Genomic DNA, 15,139 nt, shown 5'->3' with positions numbered 1-15,139 from the left:
CCTGCCAGCCCGGCCCGTGTGGCAGCCCCCGCCCCGAAGGCTCCCGCAGCGCCCGCGCTGTCCATGCCCACCACATCCTCCGACGCTGGATGGGAAGAATTCTAATGGCCTTTATTCCAGCGTGGCAGGGGGCGTATGCTCCCTGCCTGCACGGCTGATCAGGGGAGCGGATTTTGCCAAGTGTGACCTTACCCGAACGTCTGGATACTTCTGCGGCGTTTGCCCTGAAGAGTGCAATAAAACAGGCAGTTGACAGTGCCGGAGGGGAGCAGGTCGCTCTGGACGCCTCCGGTGTGACGTACCTTGGAGGACTGTGCTTGCAGGTTCTTCTTGCCAGCAGATGCCCCCTTGTGGCGCCATCGGAGCCAGTCGTGGAGGCCTACGCCCTGTTTGGCGTGAGTGCGTGTCTGACCGAGCCGCTGGCGCCAATCAAGGAGTAATAAGGACTATGGTGGAAAAAGTGGGCATACGCGTGCTGACGGTTGATGACTCCCGCACCATGCAGGGTATGCTGCGCAAGGCTCTGGAAGGGGCCGGGTATGACGTGATTCAGGGGGGAGACGGGGTGGAAGGGCTGGAAGTCCTTCAGGCTGCTGATCCCGTACCCAATGCGATTATCACGGACATTAACATGCCGCGCATGGATGGTTTCGAGTTTATCGAGCAGTCCGGGCACTGGAGCAGTACAAACACCTGCCCATGATCGTTCTGACAACCGAAAGTGATCCCGAGAAAAAAGCCCGCGCCCGCGCGGTCGGGGCGACGGGGTGGATTGTCAAGCCGTTCAGCACCGACAGCCTTGTGGCGGCGATCCGCCGGGTAACTGCCTGAAGGAAAGAGAACCGGAATGAGTGGTGACATGGACGATATCCTTCTGGTTTTTTTCCAGGAGTGTGAAGAGCAGCTACAGGAACTCGAGCGCGGTCTGTCCGCCCTCTCGGATGGGGAATCCGGGAAGGAGACAATCAACGCCATTTTTCGGGCCGTGCATTCGGTCAAGGGTGGGGCTGCGTCGTTCGGCCTGGAAAACCTTGTCCGCTTTGCGCATGTGTTCGAAAGCTCGCTGGATGGTCTGCGCTCCGGCCGTGTTGCCCCAACGCCAGAGATCGTCAAAACCTTTCTCAAGGCCATGGATGTTCTGAGCGATCTGGTCGCCGAGGCTCAGGGTGGAGCCACGGTTGATACCGGTCGTATAGAGGAAAGCCGGGCCGAACTTCAGGCCATTATCGGCGAAGGCAGCGGTGGTGCACAGCCACAGCAGGACGATGCGGTCCCTGCCGACTTTACACCCGTCCCCGCCGACTTTGAGCCGGTCATGGCAGACTTTGACTTCGGCGATTTTGGATTTGATGAGGAGGAAGCCCCGGCTGAGGCCTCCATTGTGGTCACGTTCAGCCCCCACACGGCCATGTATGACCGTGGATGATGCGCGCAACCTGCTGATCGGTCTGGCCGATGCGGCGGTGGCCCATGGCGGGACCAGCACGGTTACGTGCGAGACAGAGGCCCTGCCCGCACTGGCGGCCATGGAAACCGAAAAATCCTACCTGTCCTGGCGTGTGGTGCTGCCCGCCGCCGTGCCGGAGGAGAGCGTGCACGCGGTCTTCGACTGGGTGAGCGATGTGTGTGACGTGACCATCACGCGTGAGGGTGGCTCTGGCCCCAGCGGTGGAGAAAGCGCACCCGAGAGCGCGGAAGCTCCCGCAATACCCGAACCACCAGCCCCCGAGCGTCCGTCCCTGTTGAAGCCCCTCTGGAGGCTACGCCGGTTGCGGCCAGCCCGGACCCGCAAAAGCCCGAGGCCCCGCCCAGCATTGCGGACAAGATCATGGCGGAACTCCCGCCTGCTCCCACGCCTGCGGCCACAGCCCCGATTGCTGCTGGCAATGCCGCCGCCACCCGCCGCCCTGTGGAACAGGCGACCATCCGCGTGGACCTGCACCGCGTGGATGACCTGATGGATCTTGTGGGCGAACTGGTGATTGCACAGGCAGCCCTTGAATCCATTGGCCAGCGTGAAGACGGCGGCCAGCAGGAAATGAGCAAGCGCATTGCCAGCATGAAAACCCTGACGCGCGACATTCAGGACGCCGTCATGGCCGTGCGCGCCCAGCCCGTACGCAGCGTGTTTCAGCGTATGCAGCGCGTTGTGCGCGAGGCCTGCTCCATGACCAGCAAGGACGTGGTGCTGACGCTTGAGGGCGAGGACACGGAAGTGGACCGCACGCTGGTGGAAAAACTGTCAGACCCGCTGACCCACATGCTGCGTAACGCCGTGGATCACGGCATAGAAAGTGCGGAAGACCGGGTTGCGGCGGGCAAGTCCCCCACCGGGCAGATCCTGCTGTCCGCTGGCCACCGCTCGGGGCGTATTCTTATCACCATCAAGGACGATGGGGGCGGGATCAACCGTGAGCGCGTGCTGGCAACGGCCATCAAGCGCGGCATTATCGCCCCCGATGCAGTGCTGACGGATGATGAGATCAATAACTTGATCTTCGCTCCCGGCTTTTCCACCGCTGCTACCGTGTCCGATCTTTCGGGCCGTGGGGTGGGCATGGACGTGGTCAAGCAGGCCATTCAGGGCCTTGGCGGGCGCGTGACCATCAGCAGTGTGGAAGGGCAGGGCACAACCTTCTGCCTGAGCCTGCCGCTGACGCTGGCCGTACTCGATGGCATGCTGATCGTGGCGGCTGGCTCCACCATGGTGGTCCCGGTCTCCTCCGTGGTGGAAACCATGATGGTCAACCACAAGGACATTTACATGCTGCCCGATGGGGCCAATGTGGTGTCCATCCGTGGGGTGTGCATGCCGCTTATTCCGCTGGCGTCCGAGCTGGGGCTTGCGGGCTTTGGTGGAGGTGGCCTGTCCGATGAGGACGTGATCTTGGTTGTGGAGAACGAATCTGGTGCCCGCGCGGCCCTGATTGTAGAGGACATCCGCGATCAGGCGCAGGTGGTCATCAAGAGCATTGAGAAAAACTACCGGCAGATGTCCGGCGTGTCCGCGGCCACCATTCTGGGGGATGGCAGCGTCTCCCTTATTCTGGACGTGCCCGCGCTGGTTGCCAACGCTCTGGGGCGGATCGACACAAGGCCGTCGGATGTACGCACCGGGCTTGCGGCGTAATTAAACACCACATCAGACGATCTGAATTTGAGTAGGAAAATGGACATGACGGACGAAGCCGGGGCCGACGCCAAACTTGTAAAGATGATCGTGTTTGCAGTGGGTGAGCAGGAATACTGCATTCCCATCCTGAGTGTGCGCGAAATTCGCGGGTTTGAAAAAACAACAGCCCTGCCTTTTGCCCCGCACTATGTGTGTGGTGCAATCAACCTGCGCGGCATTATCCTGACCGTGATCGACCTTGCGGTGTACCTGAACGTGCAGCCGCAGGCCGACAACCCGCGCCGGGTGGTGATTATTGTGGAATCGCGCAATGGCACGGTGTGCGGCCTGCTGGTGGACCGGGTGATTGACATGGCTGATGTCAACCTGTCCGAAATTCAGGCCGTGGCGGAAGAAGATAGCAGCCTGAGCGGTCTGGTCATGATTGCGGACCGCATGATTGGTGTGCTCCGTCTTGAGGTTGTGGTAGGGCAGCTGGTGGGCGGGATGATCTCCTGATGGTCGACACGCGGTCTACTGCCGACCCGGAGTATACGGACGCCGATTTTCAGATGGTCCGGCGGATTGCCAAGCAGGAAGCGGGGATTTTTATCCCCGATTCCAAAAGTACGCTGGTATATTCGCGTGTTTCGCGCCGTGTGCGCGAAAGCGGGATGGAGAGCTTCCACGCCTATCTCAACTTCGTGCAGAGCCCCCCCGGCCGCGCGGAGATGGAAAAGCTGGTCTGTGCGCTGACAACCAACGTGACCAGCTTTTTCCGTGAGCGGCCGCATTTTGTGCATATGGAGCAGCATGTGCTGCCAGAGCTTGCTGCGCGGCTGCGCTCGGGCGGGCGCGGGCGCATCTGGTCTGCCGCATGCTCTACCGGGCCGGAGCCGTGGAGCATTGCCATGTCCGTTCTGTCGGTTCTGCCCGAGGCCGCATCTTACGACATGCGGATTCTGGCGACTGACATCAACTCCGACGTTGTGGCGCAGGCTGCAAAAGGCACGTATGTTGCCAGCGAGACCGACGGTATTTCCAGCGCGCAGAAAGCCAGTTCATGCAGGCAGACAGCCGCGGCGACCTGAGCTTTGTTGGCAGTATCCGCACGTTACCAGTCTTTAAGGTGCTCAACCTGAACGCTGACTGGCCCATGCGCGGGCAGTTCTCGGTTATTTTCTGCCGCAACGTTGTCATTTATTTTGATGAACCCACGCGGGAGCGTCTGTGGGGCCGTCTGGCCGACAAGCTGGAAAAAGGTGGGTTTCTCTACGTTGGTCATTCCGAAAAAGTGGCCAATCCCCGCCCGTGCGGTCTGGAACAGGTGGCTCCGACCATTTACCGGAAAGTGAGCTGATTGATGGCCCAGCCTGTAAGAGTTCTGATTGTTGATGATTCGCGTACAATCAGGGCGCTCATCAAACGCTCCTTTGCGCAGAACCCGGATATTGAAGTGTGCGGCGAAGCGGCAAACCCGCTTGAAGCACGCGACCTGATTATCAAGGACCAGCCCGACGTCATTACCCTTGACGTGGAAATGCCGGGGATGAACGGCCTGCAGTTCCTTGAAAAAATCATGCGGATGCGCCCGATCCCCGTTGTCATGGTGTCCAGCCTGACAGCCAAAGGGGCGGATACGGCCATTACCGCGTTGCAGATGGGCGCGTTTGACTGCTACCCCAAGCACAACGTCGCTCCGGGGGAGGACGCATTTGCGGGCCTTGGCCGGCTGGTGGTGCTGGCGGCGCGCTCACAGCCTGTCTCACGCATACAGCGGCGTACGCCTGCTGCCCCTGTTGTCCATGCGCAGACCACATGGGGCAACTCGGTGGATCTGGTGGCCATTGGCTCGTCCACAGGTGGGGTGGAAGCTCTGGAGGAGGTGCTCTCCGGTTTTCCGCAAAAAAGCCCGCCGGTGGTCATCTGCCAGCATATGCCGCCACTGTTTACGGCCAGTTTTGCCAACCGGCTCAACCAGTCCATGTCTGCTCTCTCCATTGCAGAGGCACGGGATGGGGAGGTGCTGCAACCCGGCATGGTCAGGATTGCACCCGGTGGTGACCGGCACCTTGTGGTGGACAATGGCGGTGGCAAATACATTACGCGCTTGATCAGCGGTGCGCCGGTCAGCGGGCATTGCCCATCGGTAGATGTGTTGTTCAAATCCGTTGCCAAACACGCAGGGCGCAGCGCGCTGGGCATTATCCTGACCGGTATGGGGCGCGACGGGGCAGACGGGCTGCTGGCCATGCGGCAGGCCGGAGCCTTTACAATCGCGCAGGACAAAACATCTGCGGTTGTTTATGGAATGCCACGTGTGGCGGCCGAGATTGGGGCGGCATGCCAGGTTGTGCCGTTGCGCCAGATTTCTGCCGCAGCCATGGCCATACATACACGCTGAGTAAAAAAACAGGCGGATTATAACCGCCTTGTGTAGCTGATACCGGTCTTGCATGACCGGACTTGAGAGTAGGAATAAGGGGGAGACAAATGCCTGCCGCTTCACAAATCAAGGCCCTGATCGTTGATGACCAGGCCTCTATCCGTCAGGTTCTGGCCAATAGCATGGCTGAAATCGGGTTTACGAACATTGCCCAGCGCAAGGATGGCAAGGAAGCCCTGGAATATCTGGACCAGAATCCCACGCATCTGGTCATCTCGGACTTTAACATGCCGGTTATGGATGGTCTGGCCCTGCTGCGCGCTGTGCGGAGCAACCCAAAAATCCAGAAGGTAGCTTTTATTATTCTGACCGGTGAGGCCAGCAAGGATCTGGTGCAGGAAGCGGTCAAGGCTGGTGTTAACAACTTCCTTGCCAAACCTTACACCGTAGCCAAGCTGCGCGAGGTGCTGGAAAAGGTGTTCGGGCCGATAAAGTGAGCGATCACGCCACAGTTAAAACGGTTATTCAGGGGGAAGTGGAAATTTCTGGCGATTCGTCAGTGGTTTTTGCAACACTGCTGGGGTCGTGTATTTCGGTCTGTATGTTTGACCCGATTGCGCGGGTGGGGGGTATTAACCACTTTCTGCTGCCCGATGGGGGAGTCAGTCATTCGGGCACTGCCATGCGCTTTGGTGTCAACTCCATGGAAATGCTGGTCAACGGTCTGCTCAAGGCCGGTGGGCAGCGTAGCCGTCTGGCGTGCAAGGTGTTTGGCGGCGCGGCTGTTGTGCCCAGTCTGGGCCGGATCGGGCAGGAGAACATCCGTTTTGTAACCCATTATCTGGTAGATGAGGGGATTCGCTGCGTATCCCAGAGTCTGGGCGGCACATTGGCCCGGCGCATCCGGTTCTGGCCCACCACGGGGCGGGCCCAGCAGAATCTGGTGCAGGATGTGCAGGGTATTGGCAGGCAGGAAGTCGCCTACAGCCGGCGTGAGGCTGAAGCAGAGCGGAAATGGGCCACAGAGGCCAGTTCCGAGGTCGAGCTGTTTTAAAAAAAGCCCGGCCGGAGAGGATAATTACATGGATGTCGTGCAGCCCCTGTCACAGACTGCTGCTGGAACTGAGCGTAGCGTGCAGGACGTGATGGACCACCTTGTCACGTTGCTGGATGAGACCTGCCGGGATTTTATGGGGGTACAGCGCGTGGTGGGGGAGAACATGTCGGCCGCACCTCTGAGCGATGCGGACGTGCAGGCCCTGCAAAAACTGGATTCTGCCACGCAGACAGTCGAGGCTGTGGCAACAGTTCTTAAAAATCTGGTAGCCTGCTACGCACAGCGCAGCGAACCACCGCTGGATGTTGTAGCCCTGAGCCAGGGGGTCAGGCTGAGCCATGTGATTGATGTGCTGAACAACGGAGCACAGGCCAGTCAGACCAGCCATGCGGGTGAAGTTGACCTGTTTTAAAAACGATTTTTTCCAAAACGTCTGACGTTTGTGGGAGCCACGTCAGGCTCCCACCGTTTAGAGTGTGCCAGAGCCAGCCCCCACCCGAGCATCAGAAAGACCCAGCCCGCCGTCCGCTCCGTAAACAGCGAACTGGTCGAGGCCAGCGGCCAGAACAGCATACACAGCGTAATAAACAGCATGGACGGCATAAGTGTTGTTGTGGCCAAGGCTGCACGCAACACGGTTCTGAGCCAGTAAAGAACAAGGCAGACAAACACAAACAGGCCGCTCAGGCCGCTGAGTGTGGCAATTTCCAGATAAATATTGTGGGGGTGGATATTGCAGCCCGCCGCAGGGTCTTGCCCAAGCATGAAAGGGGCAAACTGCGGCACACCATAAAAATAGGCAGGCTCGGCGCAATGCCTGCGAAAACCATCAAACCCCAACCCCAGCAGCGGGTGTGCGTGGAGCATGTTCAACGCACGGATGTAAAGCTGACCATAGGAGGAGTGGGCAAAACTGCCCATCTGCTCAACAAAATGCAGCACCAGCTTGTTATAGGCCGGGGGAGAGAGCACAGGCAGCAACGCCAGCCCTACCACCCCCGCCAGAATAGACAGGGCAACGGCAAGCCGGGTTGTTCTGACCAGAACGGCACAGATAAAAAACCCGAGAAAAACCAGCAGTGCAGGCATTCTCTGCCCGATAATGACCATGCTCAGGAGCAGAAAGGACATAAGGGCCAGTGCGACCAGTTTTTTGCCCAAGGCACGCTCTTGCACCATGCGCATGGGGTAAACCATTAAACCGGGGAACATGATAATCATAAGGGCCGGGCCTGCGCGCGGGGCAAAGAACGGGCCGGTTAATGCGCCGTCTGCCCATCTGGGATAGCCCCAGATATTGGCCCCGAACAGATACTGCTCCCAGCACTGGCTCAGCACCCATAGCCCCGCCAGTGTGACGGTGGCTCCCAGAAACTGCTGTTGTGGCCTGCTAGCAAGCAGCCATTCTTCCAGTGCCTTGGCAAAAACAAAATACCGGACAATGGCCAGGGCTGCCAATGTGCTCTGGAGGGAGCCGTCCAGTATGGAGGAGGCAACAATCAGCCCCCAGAGCAGCATGGCATAGGGGAACCACCCGCGTTGCAGGCAGGAGGCGTGTTTTTTAAAACCGCAATGCAGCAGAAAAACTATGGCAATAAAAGAGATAATGAAGTCGGCAATGGCGCGGCCGCGTAATTGGAAGAACGGCAGAAAACACAGGAGCACAAAAGCAATTTTCTGCCAGATCGCAGCCTGAAGAATGAGGATGTTTTTCAAGGTCATGCGGCAGAGCTCCAAGTGCTCTTCTTGATAAAATACTCTTTTTATAAAAGCTATTCTTAAATAGCGCTGCTTAAAACCGTGTGGGGCAGGCCTACAACCAGATGCGCCACCCAGTAGAGGTGTTGCGGTGCTAAGACCCGGTGCAACTGTATGCAGGCTGCCGGACTTGTGTGCGGGTAGTGCACCGTGGGCGCGCGGGAGCCTTGGTGCCGCGTATCCTGCGGCAAAGGCTCCCGGTGCTCAGGACGGAAGGGTCAGGAGCCTGTTGGCCAGAATACTGGCGTTAAGGGGGACAAGCCCGCCCACAATGCTGGACGAACAACTGCCGTATGTCAGGCTTAAACCGCAGGCAGCCGCAGCAATAATACCGCCAACCCTGCCTGCCTGATCCATTTTGCTGGCAACCATGGTGGTCGCGCCGCGTTGTGCAAAGGCATAGCCTATGTCGGCAGATTCCTCGGCATCCAGCCCGGCGGGCAGAACAAGGCTGAGCGTTGCGCCAATGCATTCGACCATCTGCATCATTTTGCCCATGCTTACAGGGGAGTACACGCAAATGCCCGGCAGATCGACCAGAATGGGTTGCCCCGGCTCCCTGTGCTGCACGGCATCGGCCAGAATCTCGGACGTGCTGCCTTGAATAATGGGAATATTATAGGGCTGGAGCAGGGCAGACAGCTTGGCAAAGCTACCTGCGGTGTGGTCGCACGCAATAATCAGCGGGGGCGGGCTGTCCTTGTGTTCCTCGGCAAGGATGTAGCGGGCGGCCAGCTTGGCCAGCACCAGCGTTTTGCCAGAGCCGGAGGCACCGCCAAAGGCCAGAGGCGCCTGTGTGGCATCGGGCAGGGCGCCAAAGGACAGCACATTGTCCAGACCATCAGCCAGCGTTTTGCCCGCAAGGGCGTGGATCAGCGGCTGGGGCACGGAGTGCCAGCGCAGGATGTCCTCAACCGTCAGATGGCTGACCGGCAGGGATACGCCACTGGCGGGAGCCGCATCCGTGTCCGCCACCTGATCGGGTGCGGGCACCTCCTCGGGTGTGGCGCTTCCCTGACGGCGCTCCGCAACCTGCTGGTTTGCGGTGTCGGAGGGACTATCCTGCATATTCTACTCCCATGGTGCGGTCTGCTGGCTGAGTGTCACGATATGGTCGCAACCGTCTTGATCCGGGCACGAGGTATATCTCAGCTTGTGACAGAACGGAAATGGAAGGACGGACCCGTTCGACAATAGCGTGCATGGAATCTCTTACAGGGGAGGCGACAACAATAACCGGAATTTCACCGTTGGTGGAAAGGGCGTTAAACGTATCGCGCAGCTTTCCCACAAAAACATTGAGCATGGAAGGTGGCATGGCCAGCTTGCGGTCTTCTGCCGGGCCGGTGATATGCGCCATGAAATCCGATTCCCATTTGGGGGAGAGGGTAACGATGGGAATATACCCACCCGGCCCCACCAGCGTGTTGCAGATCTGGCGCGACAGCCGCATGCGCACATGGTTGGTCAGCGGGCCAATGCCGCGCAGGCCCATGCCGCAGGCTCCTGAATGCTTTCCAGAATGGTGGGCAGGTCACGGATGGACACGCGTTCGGCCAGAAGGGCCTGCAACACGCGCTGCACGGTGCTGAGCGGCACCTGCGAGGGAATAAGGTCGTTGACCAGCTTCTGCTGTTCGCGCGGCATGTCGTCCAGCAGGGCCTGCGTGGCCACGTAGGTCAGCAGGTCGGGCAGGTTCTGGCGCACGCTCTCGCTCAGGTGGGTGACAATGACGCTGGCGGGGTCCACCACGGTGCAGTTCATGGCCATGGCTTTGGTTTTCTGGGATGGGTCTATCCATACCGCAGGCAGACCAAAGGCGGGTTCTGTCGTTTTTTCGCCCGGTATGGGTGGCACGCCGCCAGAGGGAGTCATGGCCAGCAGCTTGTGGGGTTTGACCTCGCCGGATGCGATTTCAATTTCCTTGAGCTTGATGACGTATTTTTCCGAGGCCAGATGGATGTTGTCCTGAATCCGCACAGGCGGGGTGACAAAGCCCATTTCCGTCGCCACGGAGCGGCGCAGCGCCTTGATCTGCTCGGCAAGCTGGGGTGTGTCTCCGCCGGTCAGGGGTAGCAGGCCAAAGCCCAGTTCAAGGCGGAGCAGGTCCAGCTTGAGAATGTCGGAAATGGGGGAAGCTGCGGGCTGTGGCGTAATTTCGGTTACGTCCCCATCGCTGTCAGCGGAGGGGGCGCGGCTGCGCAGCCAGGCACCCGTGCCAGCAGCCACCGCAATGACCAGAAACGGGAATGCAGGCAGGCCGGGCATAAGGGCAAACAGGGCGGACAGGGCCGCAGCCACACCCAGCGGCTTGGCGTTGCCACTGAGCTGGCGGGCCAGAATAACGTCTGCCGTGCCATCCGTGCCACCTTTGGTGACCACAATACCCGCCGCGGTGGAGACCAGCAGGGCAGGAATCTGCGAGACAAGGCCGTCACCCACGGTGAGCATGGTAAAGGTGCTTGCTGCCTCGCTTAGCGGCATGCCGTGGCGGAGCACACCAATGGTCAGCCCCCCCACGATGTTGATGGCGGTGATGATGATGCTGGCAATGGCGTCCCCACGCACAAACTTGGCTGCACCGTCCATGGAACCGTAGAAGGCACTTTCTTCTTCCAGTTCCTTGCGTTTGGCGCGGGCGGTACGTTCGTTGATCGCGCCGGAGGCCAGATCCGCGTCAATGGCCATCTGCTTGCCCGGAATGGAGTCCAGGAAGAAGCGGGCCGCCACTTCGGCAATACGCCCCGACCCTTTGGTGATGACCATAAAGTTCACCACCAGCAGGATGCAGAAGATGATCCCACCGATCACCACATCCCCACCCATAAGGAACCCACCAAAGGCGGCCACCACGTGGCCTGCGGCATAGGGGCCCTCGCTCCCGTGGCTGAGAATCAGCCGCGTGGTCGCAATTTCAAGCGACAGGCGCAAAAGCGTTGTGAGCAGCAACAGCGTGGGGAAGGAGGTAAAGTCCAGCGGGCGCTCAAGGAACAGTGCCACCATGAGCACCAGCACCGAGGAGGTAATGGAGATGGACAGCCCCATGTCCAGAATAAAGGTGGGCAACGGCAGGATAAGGATGGACAGCAAAAGCACAACGCCGACCGCCAGACCAATGTCCGTGCCGGGGAACATGGTGCGCCACGGCAGGGCCTTCCACCCGCCATTGCGCAGGGTCCCGGCTGCGTGGGTCAGCATGCGCGAGCCCGATGCCAGTCTTACGCGTGCGGCCGCAGTCCTGTCCGCCAGTTTGCCAGCAGCGACTTTTTTGACCGAGTTGCCATCGGCAGTATCCAAGAACCACGTATCCTTTTGTGTTTTTAACGGCACGGTCTATGGCGGATTCCGCGACAGTCCATCTTGCTTCAAACCCTGATAGAGTGCGCCATTAAGGCCCATGTCCGTGCTGTGCAAGTACAGTTATCATCAAGTGCAATCCAAGGCCAGAAAATGGTTCTGTCCGGGCGTGCGCAATGTGCCACGGCTGGTGCGTCCGGGTATGGTTAAGTGGGGCCGGTATGGTAAGGTCGGTCGCAACAACCACAGGGATGCAGATAAGCCGACATGAAAGCGACTTGGGAACCTGAAAAAGCCAATATGCAAAAGCTGGTGGCCCGCAAAGACGCCGTTCTGCAAAACCCCACCCCGCTCAGTGTCGGCCAGTTGTGTGAGGAACTGTGCCGGTCGGAACTGGCGGTGGAGGCAATCCGGCTGTCGCTGGAAATGGTGCGGCGCGAGCCCGACAACGTAGCCTATCTGCTGATCGCAGCTTTTGTGCTGACCAACCACGTGTTCCGCTACGACATAGCCGTGCCTCTGCTGCGCAAGGCCGCCCTGCTGGAGCCAGACAACCCCGCCATCAAGATCATGCTGGCGCAGGCCCTGATTGTGAATGATGATCTGGCCGGGGGCTCCGCCCTGTTTGCGGATATCATCAAACTTTACCCAAGCCAGCGCGTGGCGGCCACGTTGCAGATTTCGCAGACCTTTTTGCGCATGGGCTACCCCATGGAGGCGCTGAACATCCTCCTGTTTGCCGTCCGTCAGGAATCCGCACAGCCTGCGCTGTATAACGCCATTGGGTGCGCGCTCGGGTGCCTCAACCGGGCGGAGGAGGCCCTGCCGTGGTACGAGCAGGCCCGGCGCATGGCCCCCCATGATGAGGGGATTCTGCTGGGTTCCGCCATTGCTACGCTCAAGGCCGGGCATTACGGCAAGGGCTGGGCGCTGTTTGCGCAAAGGGCCAACAAGCTGACCGCAGTGACAAAGTGGTTTGCCCAGTTCCCGCAGCTCCAGCCCGGTGATGCGGTGTCGGGCAAGACCGTTGTGCTGTTTCAGGAGCAGGGGCTGGGGGATACGCTGCAGTTCATCCGCTTTGCCTCGGTTCTGGTGGAGCGTGGTGCGCGGGTTACCATTGCCGTGGGGGCTGCCCTTGTGCGCCTGATCGCCCAGTCCTACCCCGAGCTGGTGGTGCGTGACGCCATCTGCTTTGGTCTGGGCGAGACGTTTGATTATGCACTGGCCATTCCCAACCTGCCTTATGTGACCAACATGCAGACTGCGGCCGATATTCCCGGCACGGTGCCCTACCTGCGGGCGGATGCGCAGGACGTGGCGCGGTTTGCTGCGCTGCTGCCTGCGGGGCGGCCACGCATTGGCCTTGTCTGGTCGGGGGACAGGCGGATGTCCGCGCAGGATGTCATGGCCAACCAGCTCCGTTCCAGCACGCTGGCGGTCATGGGCAAGGCACTGACTCCGGTGGAGGCGACACTGGTCAGTCTTCAGTTCGGGAGCCCGCGTGAGGATATGCAGAGCTGGACAGGCCAGCCGATCTGCGACCCGATGGACCACGTAAAGGATATGGCCGACACCGCCGCCGTGATTGAAAATCTGGATCTGGTGATCTCGGTCGATACCTCGGTCCTGCATCTGGCGGGGGCTTTGGGCAAGCCCGTGTGGCTGCTCAGCCGCTGGGACGCCTGCTGGCGCTGGCTCGACAGGGGGGAAACCACGGTCTGGTACCCCAGCATGCGCATTTTCCGCCCGCAGGAGCGCTCCTTTGGCCCCGTGCTCAACCAGATGGGCGAGGCCCTGCACGCATGGGTTGCGGCATGGCGCGTTGCCCGGACAGGGGGTGAGCTGGCGGCCCCCGCACAGGACGGGCCACCAGAGCAGACGCTCTGAGTCACTGTGCGCGCGGGTAAGGATTATGGAGGACCATAGGATGGAACAGCCAGCAGATGTCCCCGCCATAAGGCTGCCTAAAGGCATGACGGTGGAAGGGCTGTGGGCGGCGCGGCAGGCGCTGATGCAGAACCCGACCCCCGACGGGCTTAAAAACCTGGCAACCCAGATTTTTGCCGTGCAGCAGTATGTGGCCGGTGAGCGGCTGGTGCTGGATGTGATTGGCGCACATCAGGACAATCTGGCCGTTTTGCTGGCGGCGGCCGATGTGCTGGCCACCTACACCATGCGCTATGACCTGATCGTGGCCATTCTGGGCAAGGTGCTGCTGGCGCTTCCGCATCTGAGCCAGCTCAAGGTCTTTTTGGCCACGGCGCTGGTCAGAAAAGGCGATGTAACGGCAGGGATGCGCATTTTTGCCGAGATCATGCAGCACCATCCCGAGCACCATCAGGATGCGTGCGAGCACCTTGTTGTGGCTCTACTGGATGCGGGCTACGCGCAGGAAGGGCTTATGGTGCTGGAATCGTGGTTCCGTGGCGGCAAGCCTGTCACCACCGCCTTGCTGAGCAATATGGGCTGCGTGCTCCAGCGTATGAACCGCTCGGAGGAGGCGCTGGTGTGGTACAGGCGGGCGCTGGAGCGTGAGCCACAGAATAGTGCAGCCTGCACAGGCTATGCTGTAGCGCTGTTCAAGGCCGGACACTTTGGGGAAGGGGCTCCCCATTACCTGCGCCGTGAAGGGCTGGCACCGGATTCGGTCAGTTGGTATCTGTCCCTGCCGCATCTGCGCAAAGGGGAGCCTTTGCAGGGCAAAAAGGTTATTTTCTATCAGGAGCAGGGGCTGGGGGATACGCTCCAGTTCATCCGGTACCTGCCATGGTGCTCGCACAGGGCGCACAGGTCACGCTTGTTGCGCCAGACACATTGCTCCGTCTGCTCCGGCTGGCTTTTCCACAGGTCAGCATTGTGGCGGAAAAGGATTTTGCGCGGCAGGACGGCTACGATGCCATTCTGCCTATTCCAGACCTGCCTTTTGTTATGGGGCTGCAAACGCGGGCCGATATTCCCGCACAGGTACCCTACCTACAGGCCCCCCCAGCTGATGTTGCCCGTATGGCGGCGTTACTGCCCGCACAGCGGCCACGCATTGGCCTTGTCTGGTCCGGGGGGCGGCGCACAAAGGCTATGGATGTGCTGACCGACCAGCGCCGCTCCACAACGGCGGAGCAGGTGCTGGGTGCGCTTACCCCGGTGGAGGCTGTTCTGGTCAACCTCCAGCTTGGTCCACGCCGGGAGGATCTTGCGGCGTGGCGTGGCCAGCCAGTGTGCGACCTTATGGACCACGCGCATGACATGGCCGACACCGCCGCCCTGATCGAAGGGCTGGATCTGGTGATCTCGGTCGATACATCGGTGGTGCATCTGGCTGGCGCACTGGGTAAGCCTGTGTGGCTGCTCAGCCGGTGGGATGGATGCTGGCGCTGGGGGGATACGGGCGAGACCTCGCATGGTACCCCACCATGCGCATTTTCCGCGCGCAGGAACGCTCCTTTGGGCCGGTGCTGGCGCAGATGGGGGCCGCCTTGCAGGCGTGGGTCGCCACATGGCAGCCGGGCAAGGGCGCGCTGGACTAGGCAAG

At 60.3% G+C, this 15,139-nt stretch carries 16 protein-coding genes and 2 pseudogenes; 15 read left to right on the top strand and 3 right to left on the bottom strand.

All coding sequences use genetic code 11. The features are described from left to right. Positions 1–182: 182 nt before the first annotated feature. The 12 genes and pseudogenes from JCM25146_RS13945 (at position 183) to JCM25146_RS13905 (ending at position 6,967) form a co-directional block, all read left to right on the top strand. Positions 183–440 carry an STAS domain-containing protein gene (locus tag JCM25146_RS13945; RefSeq protein ID WP_242401153.1) on the top strand — a complete coding sequence of 86 codons (258 nt, stop codon included), beginning with the start codon at positions 183–185 and terminating at the stop codon, positions 438–440. Positions 441–448: 8 nt separating this feature from the next. After that, positions 449–703, top strand: coding sequence for a response regulator (locus tag JCM25146_RS19660; RefSeq protein WP_408734923.1), 255 nt, complete (start codon positions 449–451; stop codon positions 701–703). Beyond that, positions 700–831 (top strand): response regulator, encoded by a 132-nt coding sequence (locus tag JCM25146_RS25185; protein ID WP_408734922.1) that lies wholly within the window; start codon positions 700–702, stop codon positions 829–831. The genes JCM25146_RS19660 and JCM25146_RS25185 overlap by 4 nt, the downstream gene beginning before the upstream one ends. A gap of 28 nt (positions 832–859) precedes the next feature. Next, a complete protein-coding gene (locus tag JCM25146_RS24195) occupies positions 860–1,426 on the top strand; it encodes an Hpt domain-containing protein (protein ID WP_242401152.1) in 567 nt (188 codons plus the stop codon). Further along, the gene (locus tag JCM25146_RS24190; protein ID WP_242401151.1) at positions 1,413–1,958 is read left to right on the top strand and encodes a hypothetical protein; all 546 of its coding nucleotides are present in this window, start codon (positions 1,413–1,415) and stop codon (positions 1,956–1,958) included. Before JCM25146_RS24195 ends, JCM25146_RS24190 begins: the two co-directional genes overlap by 14 nt. Then, a complete protein-coding gene (locus JCM25146_RS24185; protein WP_242401154.1) occupies positions 1,958–3,130 on the top strand; it encodes a chemotaxis protein CheA in 1,173 nt (390 codons plus the stop codon). Before JCM25146_RS24190 ends, JCM25146_RS24185 begins: the two co-directional genes overlap by 1 nt. Before the next feature lie 45 nt (positions 3,131–3,175). Further along, positions 3,176–3,631: a chemotaxis protein CheW gene (locus JCM25146_RS13930; RefSeq protein WP_025828772.1), complete on the top strand. Its 456-nt coding sequence runs from the start codon at positions 3,176–3,178 to the stop codon at positions 3,629–3,631. Then, positions 3,631–4,472: pseudogene (locus JCM25146_RS19645) on the top strand (CheR family methyltransferase). Before JCM25146_RS13930 ends, JCM25146_RS19645 begins: the two are co-directional and overlap by 1 nt. 3 nt (positions 4,473–4,475) lie before the next feature. After that, positions 4,476–5,516 carry a protein-glutamate methylesterase/protein-glutamine glutaminase gene (locus tag JCM25146_RS13920; RefSeq protein ID WP_025828770.1) on the top strand — a complete coding sequence of 347 codons (1,041 nt, stop codon included), beginning with the start codon at positions 4,476–4,478 and terminating at the stop codon, positions 5,514–5,516. An 89-nt stretch (positions 5,517–5,605) separates the two neighbouring features. Then, positions 5,606–5,995, top strand: a complete 390-nt coding sequence (locus JCM25146_RS13915; protein WP_025828767.1) for a response regulator — start codon at positions 5,606–5,608, stop codon at positions 5,993–5,995. Further along, positions 5,992–6,552 carry a chemotaxis protein CheD gene (locus JCM25146_RS13910; protein WP_025828765.1) on the top strand — a complete coding sequence of 187 codons (561 nt, stop codon included), beginning with the start codon at positions 5,992–5,994 and terminating at the stop codon, positions 6,550–6,552. The genes JCM25146_RS13915 and JCM25146_RS13910 overlap by 4 nt, the downstream gene beginning before the upstream one ends. Positions 6,553–6,580: 28 nt before the next feature. Beyond that, entirely contained in the window at positions 6,581–6,967 is a 387-nt protein-coding gene (locus JCM25146_RS13905) for a hypothetical protein (protein ID WP_025828763.1), read from the top strand. Here the strand turns inward: JCM25146_RS13905 and JCM25146_RS13900 are convergent. From JCM25146_RS13900 to flhA, 3 genes and pseudogenes are all read right to left on the bottom strand, one after another. Continuing rightward, on the bottom strand, positions 6,964–8,277 hold the full coding sequence (locus JCM25146_RS13900; protein WP_025828760.1) for an O-antigen ligase family protein: 1,314 nt from the start codon (positions 8,275–8,277) through the stop codon (positions 6,964–6,966). The two genes, JCM25146_RS13905 and JCM25146_RS13900, sit on opposite strands and share 4 nt — an antisense overlap. A 240-nt stretch (positions 8,278–8,517) precedes the next feature. Then, positions 8,518–9,381 carry a hypothetical protein gene (locus JCM25146_RS13895; protein WP_025828758.1) on the bottom strand — a complete coding sequence of 288 codons (864 nt, stop codon included), beginning with the start codon at positions 9,379–9,381 and terminating at the stop codon, positions 8,518–8,520. Positions 9,382–9,416: 35 nt separating this feature from the next. Continuing rightward, positions 9,417–11,448, bottom strand: a pseudogene (flhA, locus tag JCM25146_RS19640) (flagellar biosynthesis protein FlhA). 429 nt (positions 11,449–11,877) lie between these two features. Between flhA and JCM25146_RS13885 the strand changes: the two are divergent. The 3 genes from JCM25146_RS13885 to JCM25146_RS24170 all read left to right on the top strand — a co-directional run. Then, entirely contained in the window at positions 11,878–13,497 is a 1,620-nt protein-coding gene (locus tag JCM25146_RS13885) for a tetratricopeptide repeat protein (protein ID WP_025828756.1), read from the top strand. 40 nt (positions 13,498–13,537) lie between these two features. Beyond that, positions 13,538–14,698, top strand: a complete 1,161-nt coding sequence (locus tag JCM25146_RS24175; RefSeq protein ID WP_051544261.1) for a tetratricopeptide repeat protein — start codon at positions 13,538–13,540, stop codon at positions 14,696–14,698. After that, positions 14,692–15,139 (top strand): glycosyltransferase family 9 protein (locus JCM25146_RS24170; RefSeq protein ID WP_277909611.1); only part of this gene is annotated, 448 nt, incomplete at its 3' end. The genes JCM25146_RS24175 and JCM25146_RS24170, both read left to right, overlap by 7 nt.

The sequence above is a fragment of the Acetobacter okinawensis JCM 25146 genome (assembly GCF_000613865.1).
Lineage (GTDB): Bacteria > Pseudomonadota > Alphaproteobacteria > Acetobacterales > Acetobacteraceae > Acetobacter > Acetobacter okinawensis.
The sequence above is the reverse complement of the archived record's forward strand: the minus strand, read 5'-3'. Positions and strand labels throughout refer to the sequence as shown.